The sequence below is a fragment of the Streptomyces sp. CLCI03 genome (genome assembly GCF_053615355.1).
The window spans coordinates 8,054,973-8,068,938 of sequence record NZ_CM132132.1 but is presented as its reverse complement, the minus strand read 5'-3'; the positions used below and the strand labels follow the sequence as shown (position 1 = coordinate 8,068,938).

Sequence of the window (13,966 nt, the reverse complement as noted above, 5' to 3'; positions counted from 1 at the left end):
GTTCGGCTCAGAGCGGGCGGGGGCGGCGGGGGCGGCACGAACGGCGGGGAAGGCCTCCGCCTCCGGTCCCCCCAAGGCTTGTTCGGCGCACCCCCGCCACTCGCGGCGACATGGCCGTGACATGTGTCCGGTACAAGGGAGAGTCACCGATACATCCGCATTCTGCAACACGCCCCGAATTAGTGGCTTTTGGTGGTGGTTGGGGGCCAGAGTGTGGCTCCTCGGCAGGACGCCGGGAACGGTTCGAGGCCCACTCGCCCCGCACGAGGCGGGCCGGGCTGCTGTCTGTTGAAGGGGTCATCTTCATGTCTGCTTCTCTCACCACCCGTCGGTTCGTCGCCGCGTTCCTGGCCGCCGGCGCCCTCGTCGGTGCCGCCGCCCTCCCGGCCTCCGCCGACGACCACCGGCGTGACCACCGGGGTGGGCAGTCCTCGGTGGTCATCAGCGACGTCCGGTACGGGACCGCCGGCCGCGACCGCTCCGCCCGTGCGCTGAACCGCGAGTGGGTCGAGGTCAAGAACACCGGGCGCAGGAGCGTCAACCTGCGCGGCTTCACCCTCACCGACCGCCAGGGCAACCGCTACCGCTTCGCCGACTTCCGCCTGGACGGCCGCTCCAGCGTGAAGGTCCACACCGGCCAGGGCCGCGACACCCGCCACGACGTCTACCAGGACCGCCACCACCAGATCTGGGACGAGCGCGACACCGCCACCCTGCGCGACAACCGCGGCAACGTCATCGACACCGACTCCTGGAACGGCCGCCGGCACCACCGCAACGGCTGACCCGGACGGTTCACCTGCCTGACGAGCGCCCGCACTCCCCGCACGGCGGGGGTGCGGGCGCGCCGCTGTATGAGGCGGCGATTGTCAGAGGGGGATGGCAGGATCGACGGCGGTGATCCGACCACCTACAGGGGGCAGGGATGGGGAGCACGACGTTCGAGTGGCCGCGTGGCGCGGAGGCACGGGACACGGAGGCACTGGAGTTGTGGCTCGCCGTGCACGGCTGGGAGGTCGACCCGACGGTGTTCATGGCCGGCGGACTGGGCCCGGCCGTGCAGGTGCAGCCGATCGGCGGGGCGTGCCAGGACGGGGAGCCCGGGCTGCTGATCCTGCCGGGGGAAACCGTGGAGTACGCGCGGGACCGGATACGGATCGCTCCCCGGTCCACCGTCGCGGCCGCCTGCGGAGCCTCGTAGGCCGGGCCCTCCTCAGTCGTCGAGCAGTCGCCACGCGGTGAGGGCGAGGGAAGCCCGGATCAACCCGTCGGGTTCGGTGATGTCGATGCCCAGGGCCTTGCCGATCTGGTCGAGCCGGCGGGCGACGCTGCTGTGGTGCAGGTGCAGGACGTCGGCGGCCCGACGCAGGGAGCCGGTGGCGCAGTAGGCGTCCAAGGTCTCCAGGTCTTCGGGGTGGGCGGCGGCGACCAGGCCGATGCCCGCGACGTCCCCGTTGCCGCGCAGCACGTCCGGCGAGAGCTGGGCGAGCAGCGCCGACGCGCCCAACTCCTGGTGGTGGACGACCGGTCGGCGTGCGGTGGTGAAGCGGAGGGCGGTCCGGGCCTGCTCCCAGGACCGGGCCGGGCCGTCGGCGGCGCCGATGCCCGCGCGCACGCCTGCCGGGATCTTGGCGACGTCGACGGTGGTGGCCAGGACGACGCCCACGTCGCCGAGGGACGCCGCCTTGACCAGGCGGCCGGGGCAGAGCAGGGAGCCGATCCTGTCGAGCGGGAGCCGTGCCCGTACGGCGACGACGTGGACCGGCAGGTCGGCGGGGAAGCCCAGAAGGCGCAGGGCCCGGGCTCCGGCCGCTTCGTCGGTGTCGGGGCTGATCGCCAACTCGACGAGGGCGGGGTCCGCCATCGTGGTGCGCGCCGGGCCGTACCGTTCGACGGCCGCTGCCGCGGTGATGGCGAACCGGTCGAGGAGGACTTCGTCGAGCGGACCCGGCGGACCGGGGCGTTCCAGCCACACGGTGCCGATCTCCTCCTCGTCGAGGGTGAGCGGCGCGGTGGTGGACGCGGGTGCCGTCGGGTCCGGGGCCTGCGCGCCGTCGGCCGCGACGCGGATCGTCCGTCCCGTGCCGTGGAGCCGGATCCCGGCCACGCACTCGGCCAGGCCCGCCGAGGAGCGTGCGAGCGCCGGCAGGTCCACCCGCCTGCGCGCCGGCGTGTCGTAGAAGGCGATGATGCGGATCGCGCCGTCGACGTACGGATCCAGTCCTGACAGCCGTACGGCCAGTGCCTCCATGCCAGGAGGATAGGCCGCCCCGGTGGGGAGCAGAAGCGCCGATCGGCGCGCGATCCGGGCACGGCGGCCGACAGTTGGCGCACGCTCCGGTGGCTCGCGGCGTCCGCCCGTCGGGGTGACTGTCGGGGCGACTGTCGGTGGCGTGCGTCACAGTGGAAGGGATGCCGATGTCCGCGCGAGCGAGGTGATCCCGTGACGTACGCGATCCGGGCCGAGGGTCTGGCCAAGCGATTCAAGGAGACCCGCGCGCTGAACGGGGTGGATCTGGACGTTCCGGCGGGTACGGTCCTCGGCCTGCTCGGTCCCAACGGTGCGGGCAAGACCACCGCGGTGCGCATCTTCGCCACGCTGCTGCGGCCGGACGGGGGGCGGGCCGAGGTGGGCGGGTACGACGTGGTGCGGGAGGCGGGGCGGGTGCGCTCCCTGATCGGGCTGACCGGGCAGTACGCGGCCGTCGACGAGAACATGACCGGCACGGAGAACCTGCTGATGATCGGGCGTCTGCTCGGCATGTCGCGCGGTGCGGCCCGGAGCCGCTCCACCGAGCTGCTCGACCGTTTCCACCTGAGCGACGCGGCCGGACGGGCCGTGAAGACGTACTCGGGCGGTATGCGGCGACGTCTGGACCTGGCGGCCAGTCTGGTCGGGCGGCCGCGGATCCTCTTCCTGGACGAGCCGACCACCGGGCTCGATCCGCACAGCCGCGGCGAGGTGTGGGACATGGTGCGGGTGCTGGTGGCGGAGGGCATGACCACCCTGCTGACCACGCAGTATCTGGACGAGGCGGACCGGCTCGCCGACAGCATCGTGGTCATCGACAACGGGCGGGTGATCGCCGGCGGTACGCCCGACGAGCTCAAGGCCCAGGTCGGCGGTCAGGTGCTGCACCTGCGCCCGGTGCGCCCGGCCGATCTGGAGGCGGCTCACGCCTTGGTCGTCGAGGAGGCCGGGCCGCACACCGCGATCGAGGGCGACGGGATCGTCGTCCCGGTCAACGACCCGGGGCTCATGCCGCGTGTCGTACGTCGCCTCGACGGGGCGGGTGTCGCCGTCGGGGAACTCACTCTGCGTCGTTCGTCCCTCGACGAGGTGTTCATCGCCCTGACCGGCCACCGTGCCGAGCCCGGAGCCGCCGCGCAGGGCGACTCCGACACGGGCGCCACCGACTCCGGGACCGACGGCGATGCCGATGGTCGGTACGCACAGGCGGGGAGTCCGTCATGACCGGCACGACCCTCACGGACGGCCTGGGGCGTGGTGGCCGGGTGCGGCTGCCGGCGGCCCTGCGGCAGACCACCACCATGGCGTGGCGCAGTCTGGTCTCGGTGAAGCACAACCCTCTGGAGCTCGTCGACTACAGCATCACGCCGATCATGTTCGTGTTCCTGTTCACCTACGTCTTCGGCGGGCAGATGGCGGGCTCCCCTCAGGAGTACCTCCAGTACGCGCTGGCGGGGATCATCGTTCAGAACACGTTGTTCATGAGCATGTATACCGCCATGTCGCTGAACACCGACCTGACCAAGGGCGTGTTCGACCGGCTCCGTAGTCTGCCGATCGCCCGTTCGGCTCCGTTGTTCGGGCGGATCGTGGCCGATCTCGCGAAACAGCTGTGGGCCATGCTCCTGATGATCGGGCTGGGCACGCTGCTGGGCTTCGAGATCAGTGGTGGTCCGGCGGGTTTCGTCGGCGCGACGCTGCTGCTGCTGACGTTCGCCGCGGCCGTCTCGTGGACGGCGGTGCTGATCGGGATGATGGCCGCGGACGTGGAGAAGGTGCAGGTCTTCGCCTTCACCTTCATCTTCCCCCTCACCTTCACGAGCAGTGCGTTCGTGGAGGTCGACACCATGCCCGGGTGGCTCCAGGCATGGGTCGAGGTCAATCCCGTGACCCAGTTGTCGGACGCGTTCCGCGGGCTGCTGCTCGGCACTCCGGCGGGCGCGCCCATCTTCTGGTCCCTGGTGTGGGCGGCGGGCATCACCGCGGTCTTCATGCCGCTGGCGATGCGCGCCTACCGTTCCGACAACCGGTGAGCCCGGCTCAGTAGGTGACGACGATCCGGCGTGCCGGGCCGTCCACCCGGATGCGGCCGCCGACGGGGATCACGACCTGCGGGTCGGTGTGGCCGAGCTCGACGTCGAACACCACCATGGTGTCGGGGGCGTACTCGCTCAGGGCTCGTAGGACGGCCTCGCGCTGTTGCCGGCGGAAGTCCGCCTTGGCCCGGGCGTCGAATCGGTTCTCGAACGACCAGCTCTTGGCCCTGCCCATGAGCAGCGCGGGGAACTGGCGCAGCAGCCCGCGTTCGCCCATGCCGCGCAGGATCCGGTAGACCTCTTCGGCGGGCGGCATTTCCTCGGAGGTCTCCAGGAACAGCACGTTGCCGGCGTACGAGTCGACCGGTCGGGCCACGCGGTCGGCCATCAGGAGCCAGGAGATGATCTCCAGGTTGCCGCCCCAGCTGATGCCTTCGACGACCCGGTCGGCGTTGTGCCAGGACCAGCCGTCGGCGGGTTCCATCAGAGGCTCGGACTCGAAGGTGTGCGGGTCCTCCCAGGGGCTGTTCACGTCCCCGTAGGTGCGCGCCGCGGTGAGTTCGTACTCGCCCGACGTAAACAGCGCGGCCCGGAGGGAGTCGGCGGTCGTCGGGTGCATCGCTCCGGGCCGCCCGAAGCCGACCATGACCGATCCGCCGTGGTAGCCGACGATGCCCAAGTCCCTCAGGAACAGGAGCAGGTTGGTGTTGTCGCTGTAGCCGAGGAACGGCTTGGGGTGGGCGCGCAGGAGGTCGCGGTCGAGGTGGGGAAGGACGGTGATCTGGTCGTCTCCCCCGATGCTGGCGATCACCGCCTTGATGTCGGGGTCCGCGAACGCCGCGTGGATGTCGGCCGCGCGTGCCTCGGGCGTCGCACCCATCGTCCGGGTCGTCGGGTATTCCACCGCCTTCAGTCCGAAGTCGTCCTGGAGTCGGCTCAGCCCCAACTCGTAGGGCAGCGGGAACAGGCCGGGAAGGCCCGACGAGGGCGACAGTACGGCGACCAGGTCTCCGGGGCGGGGCTTCGCGGGATAGCGGGGATTCTCCATCCGATGATCATAGAAGTCGGCGGATCCGACCTCGCGTCGATTATCCGGGGCGGGCCCGCGCCGGCGTCGTAGACCGGCATGTCGGGCGCGCCCATATGGCAATCATTCAGGCCTATGATCTCGAATCGAAAGCAAAATCGAGACAAATCAGACTGTGTCCCGCGCTGTTCGGCGGATCCGGTCGGAGAAAACTGGTCCGCCGTCAGAGCCATGACGCATGCGACCGAGAACAGGACCCCGACCACTGATCTGACTGTTACCTGCCAACCGATTGCGGAGGTGTCACGATGTCCTGCTTCAGGACCGACTTCCGAAAGGCCCCCAAGGGCCTTCTCCCCCCGTGTTGTTGCCCCCGAGCCCGCGCCGCCCTCTCCCTGCTGCTCCTGACGGCCGCCGCGCTGACCGGCCCCGCGGCCCCGGCGCACGCCGCGGCCCCGTATGGCGCCAAAGCCGTCGCGGTGGCCGCTTCCAAACAGGGCTCGCCGTATGCCTACGGCGCCACGGGCCCCAAACGCTTCGACTGCTCGGGCCTCACCCTCTACGCCTTCAAGAAGGCGGGCAAACGGCTTCCCCGCACCGCCGAGCAGCAGTACGAGCACACCCGCCACATCCCCGAGGCCGATCGCGCGGCCGGGGACCTGGTCTTCTTCCCCAGCGGCGCGACCATGACCCACGTCGGGATCTACGCCGGCGACGACCGGATCTGGCATGCTCCACGCCCCGGTACCCGGGTGCGCCTGGAGCGGATCTGGAGCACAGCGGTCCGCTACGGGCGGGCCACCTGATCGGGCGCCCGGCCGGTCCGGCTCCGGCGATCCTGGTCTCCCGCCGCGACGGCGGCCGGACCCGGGTCCGCAGGCAGCCTGCGTACCGCCCACACGCTCGGGGCGAGCAGCAGCACCAGGCTCGCCAAGGTCATCAGTACGGCACTCCAGAGCAGGACGGACTCCGTACCGAGAGAGGTGGCCGCGGCGCCCACCACGAGGTAGCCCAGTGGCACGGACATGAGTTCGCCGGCCGAGCTGAGGGAGCTGACCCGCCCGAGCACCTCGGACGGGAGTTGTTCCTGCACGGCTGTGTTCCAGCAGACGATCGCGATGTCCAGACCGATGCCCGCCATGGCGGCGGCCCCGGCCAGCACGGCCAACGGCGCGCCCCAGGCGAGTGCGAGGAACGGCAGCGCGAGAGGCAGGTTGGCGCACACGCACACGACCATGATCCTGGACGGCTTCCAGGTGAGTGAGACGATCCCGCCCAGGAGCAGGCCTGCCGCGAAGGCTCCCTGGACGATTCCCCAAGAAGGAGCACCCAGATGACTCTTCCCTGCCATCACGGGACCGAGGAGCTGATATCCGCCGAGCCAGAGGGCGACCACCACGGTGCCGGACAGCGTGTAGGTCCACACCCAGGAGAGACGGGAGAACTCTTTCCAACCGTCCTTGAAGTCGCGGAACACTGATGCCGTGGTCTTGGCGGGTCCGGACACGTCAAGACGGCTGCACAGGATCGCGGCGACCGCGAAACTGGCGGCGTCCCAGCCCAGGGTCAGCTCCGGCCCGAAGAACGCGACGAGGGCGCCGCCGACCGCCGGCGCGAGGATGCGGATGACGTTGCCGGGCAACCGCATCAACGCGTTCGCCTGCTGCAGCTCGCCGGGACCGACGAGCTGCGGCAGCAGGCTGTTCATGGCGGGCTGGGTCAGTGCCGACGCACAGCCCGCCAGCGCCGCGAACAGGGCGATCCGCCCGGTGGTGGCCGTTCCCGTCGCCACGAGGAGTGCGACGCAGCCCTGGGTGACGGCCGGCACCACATTCCCGATGACGATGACCCGTCGGCGGGAGAATCGGTCCGCGACCACTCCTCCGACGAGGAGGAGGACGAACTGCGGGGCCGTGTTGGCCGCGAGGACGATCGCCAGGGACGCCGGGCCGCTGTCGAATCCGAACACGGCGAAGGCCAGGGCCACGGGGGCCATCGCCGTCCCGCTCAGCGAGATGAGACGTGCCAGGAGGAATAAGGTGAACGGCTTGTGCCGCATCACGGAGAGGGATCCCTGTCGAACCATTCGACGGAGAGTAGCGTGCTCCGCCGCAGGTGGCGGGGGCGGGAGTGGGGTCGGGAGTGGGGTCGGCGCCTCAGAGGGACTCGCCGGGCCGGAGATACCGGTAACCGTGCGAAGTCTCCTGTTCCAACCAGCCGTTGACGCTGCCGAGACCACGGTCGTTGATCTGCGCGTCATGAATCCCGAACGCCCGCCGCGGTCCCACCGCCTTGACGAAGTCGATGACTTCCACCATTTTCAGCCACGACCCCTGTACCGGCACCAGCAACGTCTCGATCTCCTGCTCGGGCACGTGCAGCGAGTCACCCGGGTGGTAGACGGCGTCGTCGACGACATAGCCGAGGTTCGGGCAGTCGGGGAGGCCCCCGTAGATGGAGGCGTGGCGGCCGCCGACCGCCCGTACGCGGAAACCCGCCGCGCTGAACTCCGCCCCGGAGGACACCCCGATGACGTCCAACCCCGGGATGTCCGCGTCGGCGGGGGCGTGGACGGGTACGCCGAGCCCTGCCAGGCGCAGGACGTCGACATGGTCGACGTGCTCGTGGGTCACCAGCACGGCGTCCGCGCCGGTCAGGGCGGACGGTTCGCTCCAGATGCCGGGATCGATGACGAGGACCCGACCGTCCTGCTCGATCCGGACACATGCATGGGTGTACTTGGTGATCCGCATGACGTCGGACCGTACCGCGACCGTCCCGTCAACGGCCGCTCATTTCCGGGTCGTTCGTGCGTCACGTCGCGTCACGAGGTCATCGCCCGGTCATTCCCCGGTCGTCCCGTCGATCGCCTCGCGCAGCAGGTCCGCGTGCCCGTTGTGGCGGGCGTACTCCTCGATCATGTGGGTCAGGATGTAGTGCAGGGAGTACGGCTGATCGCCGAACCGCGCGGTCACATCGAGGGATTGGGCGGCGTCCACGATCGCGCGCGACCGCTCGCACGTCTCCTCCCAGATCCTGAACGACTCGGCCACGTCCGCGTCCTCGACGTGGAACTCCGTCCACTCCCCCGCCTCGTTCTGGGGGAAGTAGCCCCGTACGTCCTCGCCGGCCAGGACGTTGCGGAACCATCCGCGCTCGACCTCCGCGAGGTGACGCACCAGCCCCAGCAGGGTCAGCCCCGACGGGGCGACCGCCCGCATCCGCAGCTGCCGCTCGCTCAACCCGGAGCACTTCATCATCAGGGTGTCCCGCTGCCACTGCAGGACGCTGGTCAAGGTGGCGCGCTCGTCGCCCGTCAGCACGGGCCGGGTCCGCTGTTCATCGATCACCGGGCGATCATCACATCCGGTGCGGGCCCGTGCCCACCGTGTTCTCACATGCCGGCCGGCGCAGTTGCCGGAAGAAGGCACGGATGTCCCCCACCAGCAGTTCGGGTACCTCCATGGCGGGGAAGTGGCCGCCCCGGTCGAACGACGTCCAGCGCACGACGGTGTCGGTGCGCGCGGCGACGTGCCGCAGCGGGATGAAGTTGTCCCGGGGGAAGTCGGCCAGCGCGGTCGGGGTCCGCGACACCTCGGGCGGGCGGCCCGCGTACGCGGCGTGCGCCCGCTCGTAGTAGATGCGGGCCGCGCTGCCGGCCGTTCCCGTGAGCCAGTACAGCATCACGTTGGTCAGCATCTGGTCCCGGTCCACCGGGCACGCCGGGTCGCTCCACTCGGTGAACTTCTCCGCGATCCAGGCGAGCAGTCCGACCGGCGAGTCGTTGAGTCCGTACGCGAGGGTCTGCGGCCGGGTCGCCTGGATGTCGGCGTACCCCTGTTTCTCGCGCGACCAGACCTGGTACCGCGCCCAGGAGGCCAGCGTCCGCTCCCGTTCGGCGGGGGACAGCGCGGCCAGCTCCTCCGGCCGGGGTTCGGTCGTGGCCCCGCCTCCGGGCAGCAGGTTCAGGTGCACCCCCATCACGCGATCGGGCCGGATCAGGCCGATTTCCCGCGAGATCGCGGCGCCCCAGTCGCCGCCCTGCACCCCGTACGAGCGGTGGCCGAGGCGTTCCATCAGCACGCCGAAGGCCCGGGCCACCCGCTTGAACTCCCAGCCCGTCTCGGTCGTGGGCCCCGAGAGCCCGAAGCCGGGGATGCTCGGCAGCACGAGGTGGAAGGCGTCCGCCGGATCGCCGCCGTGCGCCCGGGGATCCGTGAGCGGACCCGCGACGCGCTGGAACTCCACGAATGAGCCCGGCCAGCCGTGGGTCATCAGCAGCGGGGTCGCGTCCGGCTCCGGCGAGCGGAGGTGGGCGAAGTGCACCCGCGCGCCGTCGATGACCGTGGTGAACTGCGGCCACTCGTTGAGCCGGGCCTCGGCCGCCCGCCAGTCGTACTCCTCGCGCCAGTGGGCGACGAGCTCCCGCATCGGGTCGAGCGGCATCCCGTACGCCCGCCCGACCCCAGGGAGTTCGTCGGGCCAGCGCACCCGGGCCAGCCGCTCCCGCAGGTCGTCCAGCTCGTCCTGGCCCACGTCGAGCCGGAACTCGCACAACCGCTCGTCAAGATCACTCATGCCCCGCATGCTAGGGCGTGTCTTCCGCAGCTCGTCCGCCCGGCCCGTGCGGGACGTCAGGTGCCGGCCGCGCGGCGGGCCATCAGCAGTTCGAGCCCGTCCAGGATGCGGCTCAGCCCGAACTCCAGGGCCTGGTCCTGCCCGCCGTCTTCCGCCACCGAGGCCAGCGCCGCCCCGAGGGCCGGGAACCGCTCCCCGTGCGTGCGCATCACCTCGCCCAGCATCGCCGCGAGTTGCGCGTCCGGCCCCTCCACCGTCGACCCGGCCGCGGACCCCGGCCCCGCGCCGGCGGCCCGCTCCTGCTCCGCGATGCCGCGTACGTGCCCGGCGAGCAGCACCACCGTGTCCATCGCCTCGGCCCCGGTGAGTCCGCACCCGTCCAGTGCGGCGAGTGCCCGTTCCATCCATTCGAGTTCCCGCGGGCCCATGACCCGTACCCCGACGGTCGCCTCCAGCAGCCATGGATGGAGCCGAAGGCCGGCCAGCAGCCCCCTCGCCCACGCCTCCAGCCGCTCCCGCCACGGGCCGCCCGGTGACGCCGCCGCCGCGGGCATCGCGCCCTCCACCATCAGCGCGACGAGTTCGGCCTTTCCCGGCACGTACCGGTACAGGGCCATCTTGGTGACGGCCAGCTCGGCGGCCACCCGCTGCATCGAGGCGCCGGCCAGGCCTTCCGCGTCGGCGATCGCGATACCCGCCCGGGCGATCCCCTCCAGGGTGAGCCCCCGCTTCGGTCCGCGTGCGGGCCCGGCCGGAGGCGGCCCCCACAACAACCGCACGGCCGGGCCCCACTGCTCGCTCGTCATCGCTTCACCTTGCGCTCGCACAGAAACTGCGTCTACCGTACACGGTATTCAATCAGTATCCGATGGACACAGTTTCATGTCCGGCAGGGAGAGCTCCATGACCGCACCGGCAGCACGCATCGACGGGCCTGGACCCGGGACCCCGACCGTCCTCGTCTCGGGCGCCGGCGTCGCGGGCCCCGCCCTGGCCCTCCGACTCGCCCGCCACGGCCTGCGTCCCACCGTCGTCGAGATCACCCCCGCCCTGCGCACGGGCGGGCAGGCCGTCGACTTCCGAGGGGAGACCCAGCTCGGCGCCCTTCGGCGGATGGGCATCCTCGACGAGCTGCACCACCTTCGGACCGGCGGCAGTCCGATGACCTTCGTCGATGCCGACGGCCGCCAACTCCTGCGCCTTCCTGCCGAGTTCGCGGGCGGCGACATCGAGGTACTGCGGGGCGACCTCTCCCGGGTGCTCCACCGGGCCTCGCTCGCGGCCGGGGCCGAGTACGTCTTCGGGGACTCCGTCACCTCCCTCACCGAGACGGCCACCGGCGTGGACGTCACCTTCCGCAACGCCCCGCCGCGCAGCTTCGACCTCGTCGTCGGCGCCGACGGCCTCCATTCGAACGTCCGGAGCCTGGCCTTCGGTCCGGACGCCGACCACGTCACCCACCTCGGCCACTACGCCGCCACGTGGAGCCTGCCGAACCACCTGGACCTGGATCTGCGCCCGGGGGCCGGCTCCCTCGGCCACAACGCCCCCGGGCGGCTGGCCAGTGTCGCCGCGGACCGCACCGACCCCACCCGGGCTCGCGCCTTCCTGGTCTTCGCCTCCCCCGAGCTCGCGTACGACCGGCACGACCCCGAGGCCCACAAACGTCTCCTGCGCCGGGCGTTCGCGGGCCTGCCCTGGAAGGTGGACCGGCTCCTCGACTCCCTCGACACCGCCGACGACCTCTACTTCGACTCGATCAGTCGCGCCGATTCCCCCACCTGGTCCACCGGCCGGATCGCCCTCCTCGGCGACGCCGCCTGCGGGGCGACCATCGGCGGGATGGGCACCGGCACCGCGATCCTGGGCGCGTACGTCCTGGCCGGCGAACTCTCGCGCTCACCCGGGGACCATCGGGGCGCTTTCCGTCGCTACGAGTCCCTGCTGCGCGCCTACGCACAGGAACGCCAGAAGGGCGGGGACCGCACAGGGCGCTTCCTCGCCCCCTCGTCGCGGCTCGGCCTGCGCCTGCGCAACACGGCGCTCAGCAGACGCCGCGTCCTCGCCTGGATGCTCAGGACGGCGAAGGAAGGGACCACCCTCGCGCTCCCCGACTATCCGGACCGCCCGGCCAACTCCACGGAACTCGCCGCGAACCGCCCGAGCAAGCCCGTCAATTCAGTCTGAGAGCAGGCTCTTTGGCGATTCGACGTCCTCGTCTCCCGAAGGAGCATCACCCGAAGAACCACACAACTCCCCCACGGACGCGTGTCTCGGCAAAAAAGTACCTGCCGACTGGTTTCTTTTCGGGTTATCCGACTAGATTGACGGCGCACCGCGGCGAACAACGCTCGGGCAGCGACCAGGGGGACGAGCGGAACGTGGCGAGGGCCAGACAAGTGCGGGCCGAGATCACCCGGCAAGCCATTCTCGACGGCGCGGCGGTCGCGTTCGATCTCGGCGGGTTCGAAGGCACCAGCCTCAGCGACGTCGTCAGGAACGCCGGAGTCACCAAGGGTGCCCTCTACTTTCATTTCCCGTCGAAGGAAGCCCTCGCCCGCACCCTGATGGACGAGCAGCTCCTGATCGCCGAACGTGTCCCCGCCACCGAGGAGCCGGGCCTGCAGACGGTCATCGACCTCAGCCACCAGATGGCCCACGGACTCCGTACCGACGTCCGCATCCGTGCCGGCATCCGCCTGGTCATCGAGTTCGGCTCCTTCACCCACCCCGACCCGACCCCGTACGACGCCTGGATCGACACCTGCCGCACCTGCCTGACCCCCGCTCAGCAGCGCGGCGACATCCATCCGTCGCTGGACATCCAGGACCTCTCGACGCTGCTCGTCGGAGCCTTCACCGGCATCCAGGTCACCTCGCACGTCCGCACCCGCCGCGAAGACCTCCACACGCGCGTCACCGACCTGTGGAACTTCCTCCTCCCCACGATCGTCCCCCCGCAGCGCATCGCCCTCTTCCACCCCACGGGCACGCCCGGGACGATCCCGATCACCTCCGCCCACTGACACAGGGCGGTCTCGCACACGCCGTGGCGAACCACGGGGGTGCTCGCCACGGCGTGTGCGAGACCGTCCTGACGGGCTCAGGCTTCCGCGGGGGCGAGGGAGTCGACGTCCTCCATGAAGGTCAGCATCCGCTCGTTGACCAGGTCGGGGTGGTCGATCTGCGGGCCGTGACCGGTCGCGGCGACGATCTCGGCGCGGGCTCCGGCCATCAGGCGCGGCACGCGTTCCAGCTGGCGCTCGGGGTGGACCAGTAGGCTGCGCTTGCCCATGACGAGGTAGAACGGCGTCCGGATCGAACCCAGTTCCTCGTCCGACAGGGGCAGCGGGGCGGGGCGGCGGATCCGGAAGGCGCGGACGCCCGCCTGGATCATGGCCCGCAGTTCGGGAACGATCAGCACCGGCTGTTCCAGCCAGGAGGCCAACCGCGGGCGGAGTGCCTTGGGGGCGAAGGTGGCGAAGAGGCTGACGAAGATCCACACGAAGAAGCGGAGTCCGACCTTCTCCAGACCACCGGGGTCGAGGGCAGTGACGGAGGCGAGCCGGCCGGGCCGCAGGTGAGCCTGGTTGATGACCAGCCAGCCGCCGTAGGAGGAACCGACGAGGTGGACCCGGTCCAGGCCGAGCGCGTCGAGGGCCTCGTCCATCCACTGGGCGGCGCGCTCGGGCTGCCACATCTCCTCACGCTGGACGCTGCGGCCCGGGTCACCAGGGGTGTCGAGAGCGTAGACCGGGCGTTCGGCTCCGAGCGCCCGGGTGTTGGGGTACCACTGGGCGGAGCAGCCGCCGGAGCCGTGGATCAGGACGACCGGGGTGCGCGACTCGGCGGCGGGGTCCGTGGGGCCGTACCGGTAGACGTGAGTGGTGCCGAAGCTCGTCTCCACATCCGTCTCGGAGCGGGCGGGCGCGCCCAGCGCGTAGACGGCGTCACAGGCGGCGAAGTACCGGTCGCGCAGTTCGTCGTTCACGTAACGGCCGATGTCGCGGCGCGGACGGGTGGTGTTCTCGGGCACGGGGCACCTCCGGTTCTGCGAAGATCCACTCTTCGTAA

Annotated in this window: 15 protein-coding genes; 7 read left to right on the top strand and 8 right to left on the bottom strand. The window is 70.9% G+C overall.

Features of this window, described 5'->3' with window-relative positions; translation table 11 throughout:
* Nucleotides 1-305 precede the first annotated feature (305 nt).
* Complete coding sequence (locus ACWG52_RS37200) at nucleotides 306-785, top strand: lamin tail domain-containing protein (RefSeq protein WP_390167366.1); 480 nt, start codon at nucleotides 306-308, stop codon at nucleotides 783-785.
* 140 nt (nucleotides 786-925) lie between these two features.
* A complete protein-coding gene (locus ACWG52_RS37195) occupies nucleotides 926-1,201 on the top strand; it encodes a hypothetical protein (protein ID WP_161297532.1) in 276 nt (91 codons plus the stop codon).
* A 12-nt stretch (nucleotides 1,202-1,213) separates the two neighbouring features.
* Here ACWG52_RS37195 and ACWG52_RS37190 read toward each other — a convergent pair whose 3' ends face one another.
* Nucleotides 1,214-2,251 (bottom strand): PucR family transcriptional regulator, encoded by a 1,038-nt coding sequence (locus ACWG52_RS37190; protein WP_390137573.1) that lies wholly within the window; start codon nucleotides 2,249-2,251, stop codon nucleotides 1,214-1,216.
* Between the two features lie 192 nt (nucleotides 2,252-2,443).
* Between ACWG52_RS37190 and ACWG52_RS37185 the strand changes: the two genes are divergently transcribed.
* On the top strand, nucleotides 2,444-3,475 hold the full coding sequence (locus ACWG52_RS37185; protein ID WP_453127196.1) for an ATP-binding cassette domain-containing protein: 1,032 nt from the start codon (nucleotides 2,444-2,446) through the stop codon (nucleotides 3,473-3,475).
* Nucleotides 3,472-4,284: an ABC transporter permease gene (locus ACWG52_RS37180; protein ID WP_453127194.1), complete on the top strand. Its 813-nt coding sequence runs from the start codon at nucleotides 3,472-3,474 to the stop codon at nucleotides 4,282-4,284. The genes ACWG52_RS37185 and ACWG52_RS37180 overlap by 4 nt, the downstream gene beginning before the upstream one ends.
* Before the next feature lie 7 nt (nucleotides 4,285-4,291).
* Here ACWG52_RS37180 and ACWG52_RS37175 read toward each other — a convergent pair whose 3' ends face one another.
* Nucleotides 4,292-5,335, bottom strand: coding sequence for a S66 family peptidase (locus ACWG52_RS37175; RefSeq protein ID WP_389806450.1), 1,044 nt, complete (start codon nucleotides 5,333-5,335; stop codon nucleotides 4,292-4,294).
* A gap of 287 nt (nucleotides 5,336-5,622) precedes the next feature.
* On the opposite strand from ACWG52_RS37175, the gene ACWG52_RS37170 reads away from it, so the two are divergent.
* Complete coding sequence (locus ACWG52_RS37170; RefSeq protein WP_109783648.1) at nucleotides 5,623-6,120, top strand: C40 family peptidase; 498 nt, start codon at nucleotides 5,623-5,625, stop codon at nucleotides 6,118-6,120.
* On the opposite strand, the gene ACWG52_RS37165 is transcribed toward ACWG52_RS37170, so the two are convergent.
* The 5 genes from ACWG52_RS37165 to ACWG52_RS37145 all read right to left on the bottom strand — a co-directional run bounded on the left by ACWG52_RS37165 (nucleotide 6,102) and on the right by ACWG52_RS37145 (nucleotide 10,698).
* The gene (locus ACWG52_RS37165) at nucleotides 6,102-7,400 is read right to left on the bottom strand and encodes an MFS transporter (RefSeq protein WP_390167360.1); all 1,299 of its coding nucleotides are present in this window, start codon (nucleotides 7,398-7,400) and stop codon (nucleotides 6,102-6,104) included. The genes ACWG52_RS37170 and ACWG52_RS37165 overlap by 19 nt on opposite strands.
* 70 nt (nucleotides 7,401-7,470) lie before the next feature.
* Complete coding sequence (locus ACWG52_RS37160; RefSeq protein ID WP_389806454.1) at nucleotides 7,471-8,067, bottom strand: MBL fold metallo-hydrolase; 597 nt, start codon at nucleotides 8,065-8,067, stop codon at nucleotides 7,471-7,473.
* 90 nt (nucleotides 8,068-8,157) lie between these two features.
* Entirely contained in the window at nucleotides 8,158-8,664 is a 507-nt protein-coding gene (locus tag ACWG52_RS37155) for a DinB family protein (protein ID WP_389806456.1), read from the bottom strand.
* A gap of 10 nt (nucleotides 8,665-8,674) precedes the next feature.
* Nucleotides 8,675-9,892, bottom strand: coding sequence for an epoxide hydrolase family protein (locus tag ACWG52_RS37150; RefSeq protein ID WP_453127190.1), 1,218 nt, complete (start codon nucleotides 9,890-9,892; stop codon nucleotides 8,675-8,677).
* A 56-nt stretch (nucleotides 9,893-9,948) separates the two neighbouring features.
* On the bottom strand, nucleotides 9,949-10,698 hold the full coding sequence (locus ACWG52_RS37145) for a TetR/AcrR family transcriptional regulator (protein ID WP_390167356.1): 750 nt from the start codon (nucleotides 10,696-10,698) through the stop codon (nucleotides 9,949-9,951).
* Between the two features lie 97 nt (nucleotides 10,699-10,795).
* Between ACWG52_RS37145 and ACWG52_RS37140 the strand changes: the two genes are divergently transcribed.
* Both ACWG52_RS37140 and ACWG52_RS37135 read left to right on the top strand, forming a co-directional pair.
* Nucleotides 10,796-12,079 (top strand): FAD-dependent monooxygenase, encoded by a 1,284-nt coding sequence (locus ACWG52_RS37140; RefSeq protein WP_453127189.1) that lies wholly within the window; start codon nucleotides 10,796-10,798, stop codon nucleotides 12,077-12,079.
* Nucleotides 12,080-12,291: 212 nt separating this feature from the next.
* Nucleotides 12,292-12,918 (top strand): ScbR family autoregulator-binding transcription factor, encoded by a 627-nt coding sequence (locus ACWG52_RS37135; RefSeq protein WP_390137553.1) that lies wholly within the window; start codon nucleotides 12,292-12,294, stop codon nucleotides 12,916-12,918.
* Between the two features lie 77 nt (nucleotides 12,919-12,995).
* Here the strand turns inward: ACWG52_RS37135 and ACWG52_RS37130 are convergent, their stop codons facing one another.
* Nucleotides 12,996-13,928 (bottom strand): alpha/beta fold hydrolase, encoded by a 933-nt coding sequence (locus ACWG52_RS37130; protein WP_389806461.1) that lies wholly within the window; start codon nucleotides 13,926-13,928, stop codon nucleotides 12,996-12,998.
* Nucleotides 13,929-13,966 lie beyond the last annotated feature (38 nt).

Coding starts and splice junctions, on each gene's coding strand:
- ACWG52_RS37200 (WP_390167366.1), top strand. CDS start 306: ATGTCTGCTTCTCTCACCACCCGTCGGTTCGTCGCCGCGTTCCTGGCC.
- ACWG52_RS37195 (WP_161297532.1), top strand. CDS start 926: ATGGGGAGCACGACGTTCGAGTGGCCGCGTGGCGCGGAGGCACGGGAC.
- ACWG52_RS37190 (WP_390137573.1), bottom strand. CDS start 2,251: ATGGAGGCACTGGCCGTACGGCTGTCAGGACTGGATCCGTACGTCGAC.
- ACWG52_RS37180 (WP_453127194.1), top strand. CDS start 3,472: ATGACCGGCACGACCCTCACGGACGGCCTGGGGCGTGGTGGCCGGGTG.
- ACWG52_RS37175 (WP_389806450.1), bottom strand. CDS start 5,335: ATGGAGAATCCCCGCTATCCCGCGAAGCCCCGCCCCGGAGACCTGGTC.
- ACWG52_RS37170 (WP_109783648.1), top strand. CDS start 5,623: ATGTCCTGCTTCAGGACCGACTTCCGAAAGGCCCCCAAGGGCCTTCTC.
- ACWG52_RS37165 (WP_390167360.1), bottom strand. CDS start 7,400: ATGGTTCGACAGGGATCCCTCTCCGTGATGCGGCACAAGCCGTTCACC.
- ACWG52_RS37160 (WP_389806454.1), bottom strand. CDS start 8,067: ATGCGGATCACCAAGTACACCCATGCATGTGTCCGGATCGAGCAGGAC.
- ACWG52_RS37150 (WP_453127190.1), bottom strand. CDS start 9,892: ATGAGTGATCTTGACGAGCGGTTGTGCGAGTTCCGGCTCGACGTGGGC.
- ACWG52_RS37145 (WP_390167356.1), bottom strand. CDS start 10,698: ATGACGAGCGAGCAGTGGGGCCCGGCCGTGCGGTTGTTGTGGGGGCCG.
- ACWG52_RS37140 (WP_453127189.1), top strand. CDS start 10,796: ATGACCGCACCGGCAGCACGCATCGACGGGCCTGGACCCGGGACCCCG.